The sequence below is a fragment of the Archangium sp. genome (assembly GCF_057119385.1).
Window position 1 is genome coordinate 31,215 of the sequence record NZ_DBNGVP010000074.1, and the last position, 20,023, is coordinate 51,237.

A 20,023-nucleotide genomic window follows, 5' to 3' on the forward strand; every position below is an offset into this window, starting at 1 on the left:
GTCCGTTCCCCTCAGGAGACGGCCTCGAAGAGCTCCTCCTCCTGGGCGAAGTGGAGCTGGAGGATGGCGCTCAGGCCATAGAGGAGCCGGCGCAGCTCGCGCTGCTCGGCGGCATCCGGGCCCTCCTCGGCCAGGTCCGACACCCGCCGGTGGAGGAGCCGTCCGAGGTGGGCGATCTCCCGGTGCGTGTGGCTCATGCTGGCCAGCGGATCCTCCCCGCCCAGCAGCCGGGCCAGGGTGGGATAGAGCCCGGTCTCGTCGCTGCGCTCGTGGGGGAGCAACCGCTCCTCCAGCACCCCTTCCAGCGTCAGCAGCTCGGCCTTCTGCTGCCGTGGCGCCAGCGCATCCAGCCGATCCGCCAGGGACTGGATGCGCTCGAGCACGGGGCGCAGCTCCTGGTGCTCGGCCTTCAGCCGGATCACCGCTTCGGCCGGGAGCGCATGGTGCGCCGGGAGCAGGCCGCCCCCGCCCAGCGCGCGCAGGGCGTTGAGGATGGCCGCCGTGTCGATGCCCTCCTGCAGGATGGCCCCCGCCACCGGACCCAGCAGGCCGGCGGCCGCGACGCCCATGGCCACCAGGGACAGGCCCATCCCCAGCAGCACGCTCTGCAACGCGATGGCGCGGACACGGCGGGCCACGAGCAGCGCCTCCACGAGCCGATCCAACCGGTCCACCAGCACCACCACGTCCGCGGCCTCCGAGGACGCCCCGGAGCCGCGCGCCCCCATGGCCACGCCCACGTCGGCCGCCGCCAGCGCGGGCGCGTCGTTGACGCCATCGCCCACCATCAGGGTGACGCCCGCCGTGCGCTCGCTGAGCACGGCCTGGACCTTCTCCTGGGGGCTGCGCTCGGCGAGCACCGCATCCACGCCCAGCGCCGAGGCGATGATTCCGGCCACCTCCGCCCGATCCCCGCTCACCATGACGAGCCGCTTCACCCCCGCCTTGCGCAGCAGACGCAGCGCCCGGGGCGTGTCAGGGCGGATCTCATCGGCGAGCAGCAGCGCCCCAGCCAGCTTCCCGTCGATGGAGACGAAGACGCCCGAGCACCCCTCGTAACCCATGCGCCGCAGCACCGCGCGCGTCCACGGCGAGAGAGGCCCCGCCCCCTCCACCCAGGCATGGGTCCCGAGCTTCAGCCGATGGCCCTCCACCACGCCGCTCATGCCGGCGCCTGGAGTCTCCGCGGACTCGGTGGGCAGCGACAGGCGCAGTCCCCGCTCGCGCGCGGCGGAGACGATGGCACCGGCCATGACGTGCTGGGAGACCTGCTCCAGCGAGGCGCTCAGCCGCAGCAGCTCCTCCGGCTGCGCGTCTCCCGTGGTCTCGATGGCCGTCAACCGGGCCTGACCGGTGGTGAGGGTGCCCGTCTTGTCGAACAGCAGGACACGGGCGCGGGCGAGCGCCTCCAGGGCCGCCCCGTCCTTGATGAGCACGCCGCGCCGGGCGGCCCGGGAGATGCCGGAGACGATGGCCACCGGGGCGGCGAGGATGAGGGGACAGGGCGTGGCCACCACCAGCACGGCAAGCGCGCGCACCGGATCTCCCGACAACACCCCGGCGAGCGCCGCCAGGGCGAGCGTGAGCGGGACGAAGAGCAGCGCGTAGCGATCGGCCATGCGCACGAAGGGGGCCTTGGAGGCCTGGGCGGATTGCACCAGCCGGACCACCCCCGCGTAGGTGCTCTCGGCCGCGGTGGAGAGGACGCGCAGCTCGAAGGGCGGGCCGGCGTTGACGGGGCCACTGCGCACCCGCTCGCCCTGCGGGTGAGAGACGGGGAGCGACTCGCCCGTGAGGGCGGACTCGTCCAGCACCGCCTCGGCGGAGAGCACGAGCCCATCCACCGGAATCACCTCGCCCCCCTTGATGAGCAGGCGCTCGCCGGGCCGCAGCGCGTCCACCGGCACCTGCACGAGCCCGCCATTCTCGTAGCGGGTGGCCACCTTGGGCGCCCGGCCGAGCAGCGCCGTCAACTCCCGCCGCGCGCGGGCGCGGGCATGCTCCTCCAGGGCCCTTCCCGAGGAGAACATGAGGGCGATGATGATGCCCGCGAGGAACTGTCCGAGCGCCAGCGCCCCCGCCATGGACAGCAGGGCCACGATGTCCACCCCCATGCGGCCCCGGCGCAGGTCATCGATGATGGACACCGCCACCACGAGCAGCACGGGGACGGTGCCGGCCGCCCAGGCGAGCTCCATCACCCGCGGGTGACCGAGCCACCAGGCCAGACACCCCACCAGCAGCCCTCCCGCCGATACCCCCAGCGGCCCCGCGCTCCCGAGCCAGGAACTCCTCATGCCTGGAAACTAGTACCCGTGGATGGCTGGTGGACGGCGGCTCCCATCCTCATCGTCCATGGAGACGAAAGGAGTCCGCCATGGCCTGGCTCGGCAACGTCCTCGAGCCCATCCTCAACGCCCGCAGGGATACGCCCGACTTCCGGGACCGCCTCTACGAGGCCACGCTGGTGGAGGTGCCCCCCGTCCTCCCGCTGGAGGAATACCAGGCGTACGGCGTACCCATCCTGGACCAGGGCAAGGAGGGCGCGTGCACGGGCTTCGGCCTGGCCACCACCGCCAACTACCTGTTCCGCAAGCTGGGGCGCAGGCCAGGCAGTGGCTCCCGGCCCGAGCCACCGTGCGTGAGCCCGAGGATGTTCTACGAGATGGCCCGCCGGTACGACGAGTGGCCGGGAGAGAACTACGAAGGCTCCAGCTGCCGCGGGGCCCTCAAGGGCTGGCACAGACACGGCGTCTGCGCGGAGGAGAAGTGGACGTACGATCCGCACTGCGAGCAACCCGGCGTCCTGACGGATGAGCGCGCGGCCGACGCCATGATGCACCCGCTGGGCGCCTACTACCGCGTCAATCACAAGGACCTGGTCTGCATGCACAGCGCGCTCTCGGAGGTGGGCGTGCTCTACGCCTCCTGCGCGGTGCACGCGGGCTGGATGGAGGTGGGCGGCGATGGCCACATCCATCGCGGCACCGAGCTCAAGGGCGGGCACGCGTTCGCCATCGTCGGCTATGACGCGGATGGCTTCTGGATCCAGAACTCCTGGGGCCCGGGGTACGGCAGGCAGGGGTTCTGCCACCTCGGCTACGGCGACTGGCTGGCCAATGGCTCGGATGTCTGGGCGTTGCGCCTGGGCGTCCCCATCAGCCGCGAGCAGGCGGCCCGGGTCACCGGGAAGACCCGCGCCGCGGTCGCCGGTGCCCATGAGAGCTATGCCTTCGCCGAGCTGCGCCCGCACATCATCAGCATCGGCAACGACGGCCTCCTGCGCCGTGGCGGCACCTATGGAACGGGCCGGGCCGATGTCCGGCAGCTCCTCGAGCAGGACTTCCCGCGCATCACCCGGCACTGGCCCCAGAAGCGGTTGATGCTCTACGCGCATGGCGGATTGGTGGACGAGTCCTCGGCGGTATACCGGGTGGCGCTCCACCGGGAGAAGCTGCTGAGCAGGCACATCTACCCGCTGGAGTTCGTCTGGAGGAGCGACTTCCTGACGACGCTGAAGAACCTCCTGCGGGACGCGTGCGGCCGGCGCACACCCGAGCGGATGCCTCGCGGGCTGAAGGAGCTCATGGAGGACCGGTTCGACGACATGCTCGAGCCGCTGGCGCGCCGGCTCGGCGGGAAGGCGCAGTGGGAGGAGATGAAGGAGAACGCCACGCGGGCAACGGCCTCGGCGCGCGGCGGGGCCCGGTTCGCCGCCGGGCTCCTCGCCGAGCTGCGAAAGAAGGAGCCCTCGCTCGAGCTCCACCTCGTGGGACACAGCGCGGGCGCTGTCTTCCACGCCCCGCTGGTGCAACTGCTGGCGAGCCAGGGACGGATCGGCCAGGGACCCCTGGAGGGGGAGACGGGACTTGGACTGCCCATCGCCTCCTGCACGCTCTGGGCGCCAGCCTGCACCACGGGGCTCTTCAAGGAGACGTACCTGCCCCTGCTCGAGAACGGCGGCATCGAGCAACTCACGGTGTTCACGCTGACCGAGGAGGGCGAGCGCGACGACACGTGCCTGGGCCTCTATCACAAGTCGCTGCTCTACCTGATCTCCAACGCCTTCGAGCCGACGCCCCGCATCCCGCGCATCGCCGATGCCCGGGGCCAGCCGCTGCTGGGCATGGCCACCTTCATCCAGCGCGACGAGACGCTCCGCGCGCTCTTCCAGGACAAGGCCCGGTGGGTGCTCGCCCCCAATGACGTGGCGCTCGATCAGCCCGGCGCGTCCCGCGCCAGGAGCCATGGCGGCTTCGACGACGACGCGGCGACGCTGAGCTCGACAGTCGCGTACATGGAGCAGGTCTCGGCGCGGGTGGGCACGGGGAAGGCCCCGCCAGTGCCCGTCCCCACCCCGGCGTGAGGTGTGCCAACGGGGAGGCGGCGTCATCTGGTGCACAGCAGCCCATCCCCGGAGGTGGGCGAGGCGGGAACCCGGCACGTTCCTACAATACTGCCACAGCCGTAGGGAGGCCGCATGGCGAACGAGCAGATGACCCCGGCGCTGAGGAGCCTCGTGACGCGGCATCCGCCCATGGACACCGAGCGGCTCTGGGATGAGATCTCCGAGGCGGCCTGGAAGCTGCCCGGCTCCCGCGGAGAGAAGGAGCTCCCGGGAGAGCGCGTGGCCCGGCTGCGCGAGCGGCTGCACGGAGAGCTCATCGCCTTCCACCAGCGGCTGCTCATCACCCCCTACACCCGGGGGGACATGCCGTGCGCACCGGGATGCGCGCTGTGGCGGGTGGACATCCCGCTGACGCTCTTCCCCAAGAGGGACCAGGGCTTCTCCCGGCTGGAGTGCCTGGTGGAGTTCCGCACGGACAGCGAGCGCACGGACTGCTTCCGCGTCCTCAGGCTCTTCCCCGAGGAGCGGAGCACGGTGCTGGCGCACGCGGAGATGGGGGGCATGCTGGCGCTGGACGTGGGCGCGAAGGTGGGCGTGCCGCTGCCGGTGATGCCGGGAGTGAGCCTCACGGAAGAGGTGGCCGCACGGGTCTACGGCAAGGCCGTGATCGGCCCGTTCATCTACCAGGCACGCCGCACCTGCGTGGAGACGGAGGTGTTCGAGGGCACGAGCGCGCGCTGGCGGCTGGATGACACGAGCTCGCCCGAACGCGTGGGAGTGGAGGGCCATCACCTCTCGGTGGTGCTGGAGGTGAAGCAGGGCGCTCCTTCCATCCACGCCGCAGGCTACCTGGAGGCCTACAGCGATCTGCACTGGCTGACCGCGACGGTGGGCGGCTTCTGGCAGAACCTGAAACAAGCCCTGCGCGACTTCTTCAAGCGCGGCGCCCCGGTGCAGGCCTACGGCGACTGGTGCGACATCCTGGCGTCCTCCACCGCTTCCGAGGGGAAGCAGGCGGGGTGAGCGCAGGTGGACACCGCGCGAACGCGGACCTGCGCGCCTTCGTGGCGGCGCTCGCCATGCTCTGGGCCGCCCCCGCCTCCGCGAGCGAGGAAGCCACCGCGAGCGAGCGGGCACCACGCTGGTCCTTCAGGGGCGAGGGAAGCTACTACTCCCTCCCCGACGACACCGACTATGTCCTCTGGCGCGCGCTCGCGGACCGGGGCCTGCTCCACCTCGAGGCCCGCTACAACGCCGAGGCGCTCCATACCCTCTCCGCCTTCCTCGGCGTGAACTTCGCTTTCGGCGAGAGGCTCCGGCTCGAGCTCACGCCCCTGCTGGGCGGGATGGTTGGCAGGACGAACGGGCTGGCGCCCGCCCTCGAGCTCGGCCTCTCCCTCTGGAAGCTCGAGCTGTACTCGGAGATGGAGTACGTCTTCGACCTGGGAGCGCCGGAGGCCAACTTCTTCTCGAGCTGGACGGAGCTCTCCCTCTGGCCCGTGGAGTGGGCGCGCGCGGGCCTCATCTTCGAGCGCACCAGGACCGTCACGACGAGCTTCGACCTCTCGCGAGGCTTCCTCCTGGGGCTCGCGTACCGGCACGTCTCGGCGGCGGTGCACGTCCTCAACCCGGGGGCGGAGGACGTCTACACCATCTTCTTGCTCGCCGCGGAGTGGTAGGACAGCCCCCTGCCCGCGCACTCAATACAGCATGACGGCCACCAGCAGGCTGGGGCGCTCCCCGTACAGCTTCGGAACCGGCAGCCGCCAGTCCCCGCCGGGCAGTGGCCCCACGGACGGCTGCTCGCATTCCAGGGGCCGGAACTCCACGATGGGCGAGAGGGTCAGCGTGGCGCTCCAGCTCCCATCCGCCCCCGGCCAGAGCCGCAGACCCTCCGCGAAGAGCTCCATCTGGATGCCCGGCGGCGGCACGACTCCGGTGTCCGCCCGGTTCGTGATCACGACGGTGTCCATGTACTTCCGGGCGGGACCGGCGGAGCTCGAGATCCCCATGCACGCCCCCGGCTCGAGGCCGGCGATGTTGACCAGCACGGGCAACACGTACACGCCCTGGATGGCGTCCCGCAGGGCGGGAGGCAGCCGGCCCCCCAGCGAGACCCGCCACGCGGGGCCTTCTCCCGCGCCTGAGGCCACCTGCTCGAGCGGGAGCATCGCGAGGCTCCACTCCCCCCTTCGCGCTTCCTCCAGGTGCCCCTGCTGGATGGGCTCCCGGCGCAACTGGTAGCCGTAGTCCGTCAGGATGGGTTGGCGGGATGAGCCCGTCTTCGGCTCGTCCAACCCCGGCAGGGACACCACCGCTCCCGCGAGCCGCGGCCAGGCGGAGACCAGCAACATTCCGCTCGAGAGCTCCTGGCCTCCGATGACCAGCCGGGTGCGGGAGTACTTCTCCGCGTGGATGGACAGGGCGAAGGGCCTGTCGGACAGCGCATCCACGGAGAAGTACTCGGCGTTCTTCTCGTTCTGCCGGACCTGCCCCGTGAGCGGTACTTCCGTGACGAGCTGGAAGTCCCCGCGCACGCCGGGCAGGGTCTCGACCTCACGGAACGGTGGGTAGATGAGGAAGAAGATCAGGGCGCAAACCAGGACGACGGCCCGGGCCGCGAGGGTCTCGCGTGGCCGTGTGGACGGGCGTCGCAACCGCTCCGCCGCCAGGACGGAGATGATGACGAACGTCTGGTAATTGCTCACGATGGACACGCTCGCGACCGTACTGGCGAACAGCATGTGGAGCGCACCGGGCCAGGGATGGGCCCACCACGCCCACATGCTCAGGAACCAATCCAGGGTGTGAGGGAAGACCGCACCGCACAGGACCGCGAAGGCGTACACCGTGGCAGGCTTCGACTTCGCGCGGAAGCAGCGCACGCCGAGCTGGACGAGGCCTACGGTCAGCAGCCACTCCAGCAGTGACGCCACCAGGAGCACGGTGAGGAAGACGAGCCACCGGGAGATCCCCAACAGCCTCGCGACCTCGGCCTCCTGATTCAGGAGCGTCGCGGCCTCCTCCGTTATCAGCACCACCAGGTGGAGCACCACGCAACCGATGATGAGCGTCCCGCTGCGCAGCACCGAGGCACGCCAGTCCTCCCGTCCCTCCGCCGCGGCGGTGATCGCGGCACGCCTTGCCACCCTCCATCCCAGGATCAGCCCCCAGGGGACGAAGACGAACGGGAGATTGTCGATGATGAGCCAGAGCACCTGGCCCTCGAAGACGGTGGGCCAGCGCACGGTCACCACCTCGGGGTAGTTGGTATAGAGCCAGTAGGTCGCGATCAGCAGCCCGAGGGTGAGGCTCCACGCCAGCCCCGAGACGACGCCCACCTGGGCACCGGTGATGATGCGCGCGCGGATGGTCACCTGCTCCCGCCGCAGCCGGCGCTCCCGGACGATGTTTCTCGCGAGGCGCGACCAGTGCTCGGCAACGCCCTCGGCCGGGCGTTCCGCCTCCAGCAGGTCCGCCAGCAACTCCAGCGCGAGCGGCCGCTGCCGCGCGGCCTCCAGCGCGCCCTGGAGCCTCCCGAGCGCATCCGGCTTCGCCAGCTGGACGAACGACTTCCTCGCCGCGCCGCGCACCACCTCGTCCGGATCCTCCAGGGCCAGCGTCAGGCACCGGGCGGCGAGCTGGCCCGAGCCGTCCCGCAGCTTCCCGCAGGAGCCCGCCGCGCCGCGCCGCACCGACAGGTCCGGGTGCTCGAGCAACCCGAGCACCAGCCGCACGGAGCGTCCCTCGCCGGACTCGTCATAACGGGCCGCCCAATACGCCACGGAGTCCGCCTGCCCGTGGACGCTGCTGCGCAACAGGAACTCCGCCTGCTTCTCGTCGAGCCTCAGCCGCTCCTTCCAGGGGTCCACCCGGTCCTCGAGCTGGGGGGCGGTCAGCAGCCAGTCGGGGTTGGTGCGCCACTGGGAGCCCTCGCTCAGGGTGGCCACGAAGTTGCGCGTCGCGCGGAAGCGCACGAAGTCCTCGTCGTCGGACAGCCAGGAGCTGGCGATGGTGATGAGGTGCTCGTGCAACAGCTCGAACCACTCCTCGCCCTTGCGGTGCTCCACGCGCAGCAGGCCCTGCCCGGTGAGGTGCTCGAGCACGGCGCGGACCTCCCCCTGTTCCGCCCGCACCGGGCCGGCGAGCAGATCCTCCACGCGCAGGGCATACCGGGTCCGCTCCGAGGAGATGAGGGCGTCGAGCACCAACCGCACCAGCAACATCCGCTTCTCGCCCAGCCCGCTCGTCACCCGGTGGACGTACCCGCCGAGGATGCCGTCCACGCCGCCCAGCCGCTCCAGGTCCTCCCGCGTCAGGTGCACGGGCAGACCCCGCCGTGCCACCACGTCGCGATACAGCTCGGTGCAGACGATCTGGAGCACGGGTGGATCGAAGTTCCAGCCCGCCAGCAGATCCACCAGGTGGTTGACGAAGGCTTCCTCGTAGGTGACGTGCGCGTGCTGCAACGGCCGGACGATGGCCTGGCGCGCGCCATAGGCGGTGAGCGGCAGCAGCCGCAGCCCGTAGCGGGTCAGCTCGGGCAGGGTGGCGCGCAGGTCCTGCAGCTCGGCGTAGTAGTCCTCGCGCAGGCTGAAGACGAGCCGGAGGTTGGTGGCATGCTCCTGGGAGATGCGGCCCAGCAGCCTCATCAGCTCCGCCCGTGCCGCGGGCCGCTCCCGGAAGCGGACGAAGAACTCCTCGAACTGGTCCAGGACGATGACGAGCGGCGCGCGGGTGGACAGTTCCTCGAGCATGCGCTGAACGCGCTCCTCTGGCGCACGGGGCGCATTCTCTCCGGTCAGCCCCGAGCCCGGGAGCGCGGCGGCCAGGGCGGCGCAGATGTCGTCCACCGGTGACTCCAGCAGGCGGATCCGCAGCGGGAGGAACCCGCGCTGCCGCAGCCGGGGGAAGAGGCCGGCGAGCAGCAGGGACGTCTTGCCCAACCCCGAGCGGCCATACAACACGAAGGTCCGGCCGCGGGTGAGCCCGGCCAGGACCTCCTGCACTTCGTCCTCGCGCCCGGAGAAGCGGCCCTGGTCCGGCTCTTCGAAATAGGAGAGGAACTTGTAGGGAGGGTCGGACGGTCTCATCGCGCCTCCTCTTCCAACCGCGCCGTCAGCGCCTCGATGACCGCGGCCGGCTCCTCGCGAATCCATTGGACATTGAAGGGCGCCCAATAGGCGGCATCCACCTGCGTGGCCTCCGTGGACACGAAGAAGCAGGGCCCCTGCATCGACGCCTCGCCCACCTCGAGCAGGCCCGCCAGGCGCCGTGCGAGGGAGTCGCGCGGGGAAACACCCAGGAAGAGCAAGCCGCGGCCCATCTGGTGGATCAGATCCACCACCTCCGAGCTCGCGCGGGACAGCCGCTCCCAGAGGAGATGATCCCGGTCGGTCTCGGTGAGCGCGAGCGAGGAGGCCTGGGTGAGGGTGCCCAGCACGTTGACCAGCAGCGGCTCGGCGTGCTCGCCCGGCAGGGACTGCTCCACCCGGTTGAGCACGCGGGACAGCTTGCGGGCGCGCTGGAGCGCCTCCTCCATCAGCCCGTCGAAGTGGAGGTAGAAGATGCCCGGCACGTCCCAGGTGGCCAGCTGCCGCATGCACTCGGGCGGCTCCGCGTGCTCGCATGCCGTCTGGAGCGACTCGATGAGCTCATAGCGCCGGCCATTGCGCTGGTAGTGCTGGCAGATGCGGGCCAGCAACAAGGTGAGGTACCAATCCCGGGCTTGCTCCATGCGCAGCAGCTCCTCCTCTTCCGGATAACCACACTCCCGCGCGAGGCGGTGGATGAGCTGGCCCAGGGTGGGCGCGAGGAGACGGGTCTCCTGGCCACGCCGCCTCGACAGCGGGGTGAGCCGGTGCAGGCCCGGGCCCACCACCGGCAGACAGCGCCCGTGGAGCAGGCCGCGCACCAGCGCCTCCGGCAACCACGGCGTGGACCTGGCCTGTACCGGCTCCACGCGCTGCGGGGCCGGGGCGGGAGCGGGGCGGATGTCGAAGAGGCGCTCGCAGCCGGGGCTGAGGTAGAGCATGGGGGTGATGAAGCCCCGCACGGTGTCCCCGCTCGCGTTGATGCGCAGCGAGCGCCGCGCCTGCTGGACCGCGATGGCCACGTGTCCGGGGGCATGGCCGGTGAGCAGCTCCCGGTAGAAGCTGTCCGCGAACCGGATGGAGACCGTGTCGGAGATCTCATACCGCATGGCGATGACGGCGGGCACGCGCGCCGTGCGTACCAGGAGGGGGCCCAGCCCCGAGAGCGTCCTCGAGACAGAGGGCGACGCGCCCAGGCAACAGTTGAGCAGCGCGAGCCGCAGGTGCTGCCCCTGCACCAGGCTGGCGAAGGTGGCGGCATCCATCCAGAAGTCGCCCAGCTCGGAGGTTTCCCGGTTGAGGCGCAGGGAGAAGCCCTCCTCGCTCACCTCCCCATGGCCGATGTAGTGCAGCACGTCCCAGGGCCCGGCCTTCAGCTCCTCCAGGAGCCGATCCGGTGTCACCCGCCCTTCCACCAGCCCGGTATGCAAGGTCTCGCCCAGGCTCCGGGCCACGCTGCGCAGGTTGTTCCACTCGTATTGGACCTGGAGGCCGGAGCCCTCGGGAATGACCACCAGCACGCGCAGGGGCCGCTGCGCGGTGGGGGGCAAGGAGATCCGCGGGGAGCCCCGGGGCGGAGGGCGCAGAAGGCAGTAACGCAGGTCCGTTCCGAGGAAGCTGCTCGCGAGCTCGTCGTGCAGGGCCTCCCACGGCAGGCGCTCCACCGTGGCATCCGGCGGGATGTCCAGCCACACGAACAGGGGGTGGGACTCGTCCGCCTGGCGCTCCAGCGCCTCGAAGGCCTCGCGGATGCCCGGTGGGCGCAACGCGTTCCACAGCTGGCTGCCCACGTCCTGGAGATCCGACCGGGTGCAGATGCCCTGCTCGATACGGGCGATGACGCCCCGGGCCCGGGAGCTGGGGGACAGCTCGAAGCCAAAGGGCCTCTCGAGGGGCGGAAGGTCGCCCGCCAGGAACCGCACCTGGAAGCCCGCATCGGTCTGGAGCAACTCGAAGCGGCACTCCAGCGCACCCGCATCCTGCTCAAACGCCATGACGTGCCCTCGTCAACATCCGACGTCACCGGGGCGAGCCTCCGAAATCTCACCGTGTCCGCGCGGCCTCCAGCAGCAGGCGGCGCTCGGCGGCGGCCACCACCCGCCGCGCCGCTCCCACCGCGCCCGGGTCCACCGAGATGGAGGTGATGCCCGCCCGCACCAGGTGCTCGGCGAACTCGGGCCGGTTCGAGGGCGCCTGGCCACACAGGGAGCACGTCACCCCCGCCGCCCGGCTGGCGTGGATGATGCGGATGATCGCATCCAGCACCGCCGCGTCCGACTCGTTGAACAGCTCCGCGCACATCTCCGAGTCCCGGTCCACCCCGAGCATGAGCTGCGTGAGATCATTCGAGCCGATGGAGACGCCCGTCACGCCCAGCTTCGCGTACTCGGGGATGCGGTACACCACCGAGGGCACCTCCGCCATCACCCACCGCTCCAGCCCGCGCTGACGTCCCAGGGGACTGGCATCCAACAACTCCAGACACGCCTCCAGCTCCCAGCGCGTGCGCACGAAGGGAATCATCACGTGCAGGTTGGGGGACTCCTCCCTCACCCGCGCGAGCGCCTCCAATTCCAGACGGAACACCTCCGGCTCACGCAGGTAGCGGTAGCAGCCGCGGAAGCCGATCATCGGATTGGCCTCGACGGGCTCGTACTCCACGCCGCCCTCCAGCCCCCGGAACTCGTTGGTGCGGAAGTCCGTCGTCCGGTACACCACCGGGCGCGGATGGAAGGCCCGGGCGATCTCCCGCAGCGGGGCCACCATCCGCTCCAGGAACTCGCGCTGCCGTCCCTCGGCGATCAGCTTGCGCGGGTGGATGCCGCCGAACGCATCGGTGAGCAGGAACTCCGCGCGCAGGAGCCCCACCCCATCCACCGGCAGCGCGGCCGCCTCGCGCGCCTGCCCTGGCAGGGCCAGGTTGACGTACAGCTTCGTCGCCAGGGGCTCGGGCTCACCGGCCACGACGGCCCGGGGCGCCTCCACCGGCCCCACCGCCTCCACCCGGGGCGCGGTCACCTCCTCCACCCGGCCCTCGAGCACCTCGCCCGAGCCGCCGTCCACCGTCACCTCCTCGCCGTCGCGCAGCACCCGCGTGGCGCTGCGCGTGCCCACCACGCAGGGCAGGCGCAGCTCTCGGCTGACGATGGCCGCGTGGCTCGTCATGCCGCCGCTGTCGGTGATGATGGCCACCGCCCGGCGCATGGTGGCCACCCAGTCCGGTGACGTCATGGCGGCGACGAGCACCTCGCCCTTGCGCAGCGTCTTGCCTTCCTCGGGGCCGCGCAGCACCCGCACCTTCCCGGTGACACGGCCCGGCGAGGCGCCCAGTCCCGTCACCAGCGGCGGCTTGCGCGCCTCCTTCCCCGGCTCGGGCGTGGCCCCGCCCAGCGTGGTGATGGGCCGCGACTGCACCAGGTACAACCGCCCTCCCTGCTCGGCCCACTCGATGTCCTGCGGCGAGCCATAGTGCGCCTCCACCCGCGCGCCCAACCGCGCCAGCGTCAGCACCTCCTCGTCCGCCAGCACCCGCTTGCGCGCCCGCTCCTCGCCCAGCTCCACGCGCCGGTCTCCCCCCTCCGGCGCGCGCTCCAGCAGGAAGGCCTTGTCCCCCACCCGCACCTCGCGCACCCGCGGGCCCTGCTTGTCCACCATGTACGTGTCCGGCTCCACCTGGCCGCCCACCACCACCTCGCCCAGCCCCCAGGCCGCCTCGATGACGAGCCGCCGCACATCCCCCGTGGCCGGGTCCGCGGTGAACATCACCCCCGAGCGCGCCGAGTCCACCATCTCCTGCACCACCACGGCCAGGGAGGGCAGTTGGGTGAGGCCCTGGCTCTTGCGGTAGGACACCACCCGCTGCCCGAAGGCCGAGGCCCAGCACTCGCGCAGCCGCGTCAGCACGGCCTCGTCCCCCACCACGTGGGTATACGACTCGTGCATGCCGGCGAACGAGGTGGCGGACGTGTCCTCGTCCGTCGCCGAGGAGCGCACCGCCACCGAGTGCTTCTCCCCCATCTGGTGATAGGCCTCGAGCACGGCGTCCCGCAGCCCGGCGGGCAGCTCCACCTGGAGCACCTGCTCGCGCAGCTCGGCCGAGTGTTGCGCCAGCGACTCCGGATCATCCACGTCCACGGTCCGCCACAGCTCCTCCAGCCGCGAGCGGAGCGGCCGCAAGGCCGCCTGGAAGGCCTCGGACGTCACCACGAAGCCCGGGGGGACGGGCAGCCCCGCCTGCGTCATCTCGCCCAGGTTGGCGCCCTTTCCTCCCGCGAGCGCCACGTCCTCCCGCGAGAGCGCGTCGAACCCCACCACCCATGGCCGCGCCTGCTCGCCCGGAAGCGCTCCTCGCTCCTCCCGGACCGGCCGCGGCCCCGCTTGCACTGTCGTATCCATTGCACCATGGGTGGGGATGGAAGCGATTCGGGGCGACCTGCCCGGTGGCCCGGGGCGGACGAGCGGCCAATCCGCTAGAGTCCGAGGCAGCGGAGGTCCGTACGATGTCCGAACCTGGTGGCGGCCGTGCCCCTGACTTCCGAGCCGTGTTCGAGGCGGCCCCCGTGCCCTTCCTCGTCCTCGCGCCCGATCCCCCGCGCTTCACCATCACCGCGGTGAGCGAGGCCTACCTCCGCGCGACCCTGACACGCCGCCAGGACATCCTCGGCCGCGCCCTGTTCGAGGTCTTTCCCGACAACCCCGCCGATCCCTCGGCCACCGGTGTGAGCAACCTCCGGAGCTCGCTCGAGCGCGTGCTCCACGGCCGTGCACCGGATGCCATGGCGATCCAGAAGTACGACATTCCCCGGCGGGAAGGCGGCTTCGAGGAGCGGTACTGGAGCCCGCTGAACACGCCGGTGCTGGACGAGCACGGCCAGGTCACCTGCATCCTCCACCGCGTCGAGGACGTGACGGAGCTCGTCCGCGCCCAGCAGCGGGGACTCGAGCGGACCGCGGTGATGGAGATGGAGATCTACCGGCGCGCGCAGCAACTGCAGGAGGCCAATCGCCAGCTGCGCGAGGCCAATGAGGAGCTCGCGCGCCAACGGGCCCGGGCCGAGGTCTCCGAGGAGCGCATCACCGGCGTCCTCGAGAGCATCTCCGACGCGTTCTTCGCCGTGGATGACCAGTGGCGCTTCACCTACGTCAACCGGCGCGCGGAGGAGCACTTCGGGCGTGGCCGCGAGCAGTTGCTCGGCAAGGTGCTCTGGGAAGAGTTCCCCGCGGCGTGGAGCTCGCCCTTCGGCCGCGAGTACCGCCGGGCCATGCAGGAGCAGAAGACGCTCGAGTTCGAGGCCTTCTCCGCGGTTCTCGGCAAGTGGTTCCAGGTCCACGTGTATCCCACGCCCCATGCGCTCTCGGTCGCCTTCCATGACGAGACCGAGCGCAGGCGGATGCGCGAAGCCCTGCGCGAGAGCGAGCTGCGCTACAGGGCCATCTTCGACCACAGCATGGATGGAGTGCTCCTGACGGCGCCGGATGGGCGCGTCTTCATGGCGAACCAGGCCTCCACCGCGATGTTCGGCTACTCCGAGGAGGAGCTGAGGAGGCTGAGCCGGCAGGCCGTGGTCGATTCATCCGACCCACGGCTCCAGGCCGCGCTCGAGGAGCGGCGCCGCAGCGGGCGATTCCGCGGTGAGCTCACGATGAAGCGCAAGGATGGCTCGTGCTTCCCGGTGGAGCTCTCCTCCTCCATCTTCCGCGACGAGCGCGGCGCGGAGTGGACGAGCATGTTCATTCGCGACATCTCCGCGCGCAAGGCGCGGGAAAAGGAGCGGGAGCGGCTCCATTCACAGCTCGACGAGGAGCGGCGCTGGCTTCGCACGGTGCTCGAGACCGTGCCACTCGGCATGATCCTGATCGGACCGGAGGGGCACGTCGTCTCCAATCCCCGGGCCGACGAGCTCTTCGGCATCAAGCTCTCGCCCGAGCGGGGCACCGCCCAATACGCCAACCTCGTCCTCTATCCCGACGGCACCCCCGTGCCGCGCGAGCAGCTCGTCTCCGCCCGCGTGCTTCGAACCGGGGAGACCGTCATTGGCGCGGAGTTCATCGTCGAGCGCCCCGACGGCACGCGCTTCCCCATCCTCGGGAGCGCGGCCCCCATCCGCAATTCCGAGGGGCGAATCATCGGCGCCATTGGCGTGCTCCAGGACGTGAGCGAGCGGATGAAGGCGCAGGAGGCCCTCCGGACGCGCGAACAGCTCTTGAGCGTCATCTTCGAGCTCATCCCGGTGGGGATCCGGGTCGCGGACACCACCGGACGCATCATCCGCACCAACCCCGCCGCCTCGCGCATCTGGGGTGCGGCCGGCGCGCGCACCGCCGGCATGCGCGAATACAAGGGCTGGCACGCCGATACCGGCGAGCCCCTGGGCCTGGAGGATTGGCCCCTCACCCGCGCGCTGACGAAGGGGGAGACCTGCCTCGGAGAGCTGCTGCGCATCGAGTGTCCCGATGGCAGCCGGAAGGTCCTCTTGAAGTCCGCGCTGCCGCTCCAGGACGCGCAGGGCAGACCGTCGGGAGCCCTCGCGGTGGATGCGGACGTCACGGACTTGAACGAAACGGAGGAGGCACTTCGCCGCGCGGTGCACTCACGCGACGAGATCCTGGGCATCGTCGCCCACGATCTGCGCAACCCCCTGAATGGAATCCTCCTGCACCTCCAATTGCTGCGCCGCCGGGGCCAGCCCGCCGAGCACCGGGAGCCACGCGCGCTCGAGGCCATCCAGCGCAACGCGCTCCGGATGAACCGGCTCATCCAGGATCTGCTCGAGGTGGCGCGAATGGAGGCCGGGACGCTCTCCCTCCAACATGCGCGGGTCTCCACCCAGAAGCTCCTGACCGAGGTGCTCGAGACCCAGGTGGCCATCGCCTCGGAGCAAGCCCTGGACCTCCAGCTCGACGTGCGGGGCGAGCCACCGGAGCTGTGGGGCGATCGGGACCGGCTCGCCCAGGTGCTGGAGAACCTCATTGGCAACGCGCTCAAGTTCACCCCGCGGGGAGGACACATCCGGGTGGGCGCCGAAGCCCGGGAAGGTGAGGTCTTGTTCCGGGTCACCGACAGCGGTCCCGGCATCGCGGCCGAGCACCTGCCCCACCTCTTCGACCGGTTCTGGCAGGCCAGCCGGACGGACAAGCGTGGCGCGGGGCTCGGGCTCGCCATCTCCAAGGGCATCGTCGAGTCCCATGGGGGACACATCTGGGCCGAGAGCCAGGTGGGCGATGGAACGACGTTCTTCTTCACGGTACCGGCGGCACACGCCGCCGGCACCTTGAGCCGCTACCCCTGACGCGGGCTCAGGCGCTCATCACTTCCGGAGCCGCCGCGGCCACCGGGAGCGTGAAGCGGAAGGTGGTGCCCTGCCCCGGGGTGCTCTCCACCCAGATGCGTCCCCCGTGGGCCTCCACCAGGCCCTTGCAGATGGTCAGCCCGAGGCCCGCGCCCCGCTGATCCCGCACATCCGCCTGCCAGAAGCGATCGAACACGTGCCGCTGCTGCTCGGGGGACATGCCAGGGCCGGAGTCCCGCACCCAGAAACACACGTGGGTCCCCTCGAGCGCCGCCCCCAGCTCCACGGTGCCTTCGTGCGGCGTGAACTTGAGGGCATTGCCCAGCAGGTTGGAGAAGACCTGGAGCACCCGGTCCCTGTCCGCCAGCACCTGGGGCAGCTCCGCCGCCACCGCCTGGCGCAGCACGTGCCGCTCCGCCAGCGGCCGGGCCCCGCCGAGCGCCTCGTTCACCAGCGTCTCGGGGCTCTCCCGCGTGGGACGCACCCACAGCCTCCCCGCGTCCATCCGCGTCACGGTGAGCAGATCCTCCACCAGCCGATCCATGCGCCGCACCGACGTCTCGATGTTCGACACCACCGACTGCACCGGCTCGGGGAGCGTCGCGGCCTTCAGCTTGCGCCCGAGGCTGTGAGCCTGAATCAAGATGGCGTGCAGCGGGTTGCGCAAATCGTGCGCCACCACGCCCAGCATCTCGTCGCGCGCGCGCGTGGCCTCCTGGGCCGTGCGGTACAGACGGGCGTTGTCGATGGCCAGCGCCGCGCGCCGCGCCAGCTCCTGCGCGAGCGCCAGGCTCTCCGGCCCCTGCCGCCGCTGGGACTGCTCCACCATGATCATCAGGATGGCGCCCAGCACCTCCCCCCGCGCGCACAGGGGAACGCACAGGTACGAGCGCATGCCCAGGCGCAGGAGCATGCGGTGGTGCTCCTCGTCGTAGGCGAGCGCGCGCACCTGCTCCGGGGAGAGCTCGCGCACCAGCTCGCTCCGCCCGGTGCGGATGACGTGCCCCACACCCGACGGGGCGTCGAGCCGCACGGGGTAGCGCTGCCGGATCTCCCGGACGAACCCGCTCATGTGGGGATCCACGTGCTCGACGGCGGCGATCCCCACCCGGCCCTCCGGCGTGCGCAGGTACACCACGCACGCGTCCGCCAGGTCCGGCACCGTCAGGCGAGCCACCTGCCGGAGCGTGGCCTCGTAGTCGATGGACTCGGCCAGCAGCGCGCCGGCGGCGGAGAGGAAGCGTTGCTCGCGCTCGATGCGGTGGCGCTCCGTCACGTCCCGCAGCGAGACGATGTAGAGGCGCTCCTTGCCGTCACCGAGCCGGGCGATGGAGGCCTCGGCGGGGAACTCCTCTCCATTCTTGCGCCGGCCGAACACCTCGCTCCCCGCGCCCATGTGCCGGGTGTGCGCGGGCGCCTCGCCGAAGCGCTCCACGTGCTGGCGGTGCGCCTGCCGGTGGTGCTCGGGCAGCAACATGTCCAGCGGAGCCCCCACCACCTCCGAGCGCGAGTAACCGAAGGTGCGCTCCGCCCCGTCGTTGAAGAGGCGGATGTGCTGGTGCTCGTCCACGGCGAGGGTGGCGTCCGAGGCGAGGGAGAAGATGCCCGAGAAGCGCGCCTCGGAGCGGCGCAGGGCCTCCTCCATGCGCAGGCGCTCCGTGATGTCGCGCCCCTCCGGGACGAGGTACGTCACCTGGCCATTCTCGAAGACGGGGTTGAGCGAGAAGTCGATGGTGGCCACCTGGCCGCCGTCCCCGAGCACCTCGGCCTCATAGCGCACGAAGCGGCCCTGACTGGCCTCGGCGATGGCCTGGCGCAGCCGCTCCTGCGTGCGGGGCGTCAGCGTCCACCAGCGCGCCTCCCAGAAGGGGCGCCCCACCACGTCCGAGCGCTCCAGGCCGCCGAAGTCCAGGGCGCTGGCGTTGGCCTCGAGCAGCGTGCCGTCGGGTGACAGCAGGCCGATGAACTGGAAGGTGTGGTTGAAGATGGCGCGGAAGCGCTCGTCGCTGCGCTGGAGGGCCTGGGTGGCCAGGAGCAGTCCATCCTCGCGGCGCTTGTGCCCGGTGATGTCGCAGCCCGTCCACACCATGCGCGGGCCCGGCCCGCCGAGCGGCGCCAGGGGTCCGCAGGACCAGGCAATCCAACACCGCTCGCCATTCTGCATGCGGGCGGTGGCCTCCACCCGGGTGGGCTCTCCCGCGCGGGCCGTGGTGAAGGCCTCGTGGAGGGGCGCGGAGTAGTCGGCCGCCAGGGGAGTGAGCCACAGGGGCATGCCCCGCACCTGCTCGAGCCGGCTGCCGGTGAACACCCCGCAGGCCGCGTTCCACCAGCACACCGTGCCGTGCTCATCCAACACCACGGCGAGCGCGCGGACCTCGTCCAGCAACGCGAATTCCTCTTCCGTGCGCATGTCGTGCCCCCCCGGACAGATGACAGAGGGTAGAACGCGGGCTCCACCCTCTACAATCCTTGGACGTTAACGCCTACCGGGGATTTGTCTGTAAGTGTTTCCACTCAGATGAAGTGAGCGCGTCCAGATGGGAGGAGCACCAAGCAAAGGGCCTGGGCAAACCCTGGGCCCTCGCGCGGCGGGACTCACACCACGACCTCTCGCTTCGGCAGGGGGGTGAGCGTCACGGGTCCGGTCTCGTCCGTGTAGCAGAGGGCGAGGTAGACGAGCGTGAGCGGCACGGTGAGGACGACGAGGATGGCGAGCACGCCGCTCACCGTCCCGAGCACCGCCAGGACGAGCCAGTTGAGGAGGTAGCTCGCCCAGTCGTTGCGGGCGCGGAAGATGCGGCCGCTCTCGGAGAGCGCGTCGCCCACCCCGCGGCCGTCGGCGGCGAGCATCGGCGCGTGGAACCAGTAGAGCGACAGGAGCACCCCCGGCACGATGAGCAGCGCGTAGCCGATGGTGATGGGAATCCCCATGGCCAGGGCGAGTCCCCAGCTCTTCAGGAAGTTGCCCTGTCTGTCATAGGCGGCCTGCCAACGGACGCGACGGCCGCTGCGGGAACACTCGAGCGTCTCCTGCAGCAGGTTGAGCGCGAGCCAGGGGGCGGGAATGACGAGCAGCGAGCCCACGAGCACCACCAGGGTCCCGAGCAGCAATCCCTCCGCATTGGCCAGGAAGAAGTCCCACGTCCGCTTCAAGCGTTGATCAATCCGCGAGTCCAACATGGTCCTGCTCCTTCGGGAAAAGACAGCTCCCATGTACGGAATCCGTGGCGGCCCGTTGTGACTCCCCCGGTCCAGCGAAGGCGAGCGCCCGCCGGGCCGGCTGGTGCTGCTGG

10 protein-coding genes are annotated in these 20,023 nt (G+C 70.9%); 4 read left to right on the forward strand and 6 right to left on the reverse strand.

The window, feature by feature from the left end:
- Nucleotides 1-11: 11 nt before the first annotated feature.
- Complete coding sequence (locus tag AC16DP_RS17495; RefSeq protein WP_329727032.1) at nucleotides 12-2,297, reverse strand: heavy metal translocating P-type ATPase; 2,286 nt, start codon at nucleotides 2,295-2,297, stop codon at nucleotides 12-14.
- A gap of 80 nt (nucleotides 2,298-2,377) precedes the next feature.
- Between AC16DP_RS17495 and AC16DP_RS17500 the strand changes: the two genes are divergently transcribed.
- The 3 genes from AC16DP_RS17500 (at nucleotide 2,378) to AC16DP_RS17510 (ending at nucleotide 6,027) form a co-directional block, all read left to right on the forward strand.
- On the forward strand, nucleotides 2,378-4,366 hold the full coding sequence (locus AC16DP_RS17500; RefSeq protein WP_329727033.1) for a C1 family peptidase: 1,989 nt from the start codon (nucleotides 2,378-2,380) through the stop codon (nucleotides 4,364-4,366).
- A gap of 114 nt (nucleotides 4,367-4,480) precedes the next feature.
- A complete protein-coding gene (locus tag AC16DP_RS17505) occupies nucleotides 4,481-5,371 on the forward strand; it encodes a hypothetical protein (protein WP_329727034.1) in 891 nt (296 codons plus the stop codon).
- Complete coding sequence (locus AC16DP_RS17510) at nucleotides 5,368-6,027, forward strand: hypothetical protein (RefSeq protein WP_329727035.1); 660 nt, start codon at nucleotides 5,368-5,370, stop codon at nucleotides 6,025-6,027. Before AC16DP_RS17505 ends, AC16DP_RS17510 begins: the two co-directional genes overlap by 4 nt.
- A gap of 21 nt (nucleotides 6,028-6,048) precedes the next feature.
- On the opposite strand, the gene AC16DP_RS17515 is transcribed toward AC16DP_RS17510, so the two are convergent.
- From AC16DP_RS17515 to ppsA, 3 genes are read right to left on the reverse strand one after another with little or no spacing between them, the layout of a single operon-like run.
- Nucleotides 6,049-9,441 (reverse strand): nSTAND1 domain-containing NTPase, encoded by a 3,393-nt coding sequence (locus AC16DP_RS17515; protein ID WP_329727036.1) that lies wholly within the window; start codon nucleotides 9,439-9,441, stop codon nucleotides 6,049-6,051.
- Nucleotides 9,438-11,435, reverse strand: a complete 1,998-nt coding sequence (locus AC16DP_RS17520) for a CHAT domain-containing protein (protein WP_329727037.1) — start codon at nucleotides 11,433-11,435, stop codon at nucleotides 9,438-9,440. The genes AC16DP_RS17515 and AC16DP_RS17520 overlap by 4 nt, the downstream gene beginning before the upstream one ends.
- A 49-nt stretch (nucleotides 11,436-11,484) precedes the next feature.
- Complete coding sequence (gene ppsA / locus AC16DP_RS17525; RefSeq protein ID WP_414640682.1) at nucleotides 11,485-13,824, reverse strand: phosphoenolpyruvate synthase; 2,340 nt, start codon at nucleotides 13,822-13,824, stop codon at nucleotides 11,485-11,487.
- 116 nt (nucleotides 13,825-13,940) lie between these two features.
- On the opposite strand from ppsA, the gene AC16DP_RS17530 reads away from it, so the two are divergent.
- Entirely contained in the window at nucleotides 13,941-16,730 is a 2,790-nt protein-coding gene (locus AC16DP_RS17530; protein ID WP_329727039.1) for a PAS domain-containing sensor histidine kinase, read from the forward strand.
- Nucleotides 16,731-16,737: 7 nt separating this feature from the next.
- On the opposite strand, the gene AC16DP_RS17535 is transcribed toward AC16DP_RS17530, so the two are convergent.
- Both AC16DP_RS17535 and AC16DP_RS17540 read right to left on the reverse strand, forming a co-directional pair.
- A complete protein-coding gene (locus AC16DP_RS17535) occupies nucleotides 16,738-19,140 on the reverse strand; it encodes a sensor histidine kinase (protein ID WP_329727040.1) in 2,403 nt (800 codons plus the stop codon).
- A 185-nt stretch (nucleotides 19,141-19,325) separates the two neighbouring features.
- On the reverse strand, nucleotides 19,326-19,910 hold the full coding sequence (locus AC16DP_RS17540) for a hypothetical protein (protein WP_329727041.1): 585 nt from the start codon (nucleotides 19,908-19,910) through the stop codon (nucleotides 19,326-19,328).
- Between the last annotated feature and the right edge of the window lie 113 nt (nucleotides 19,911-20,023).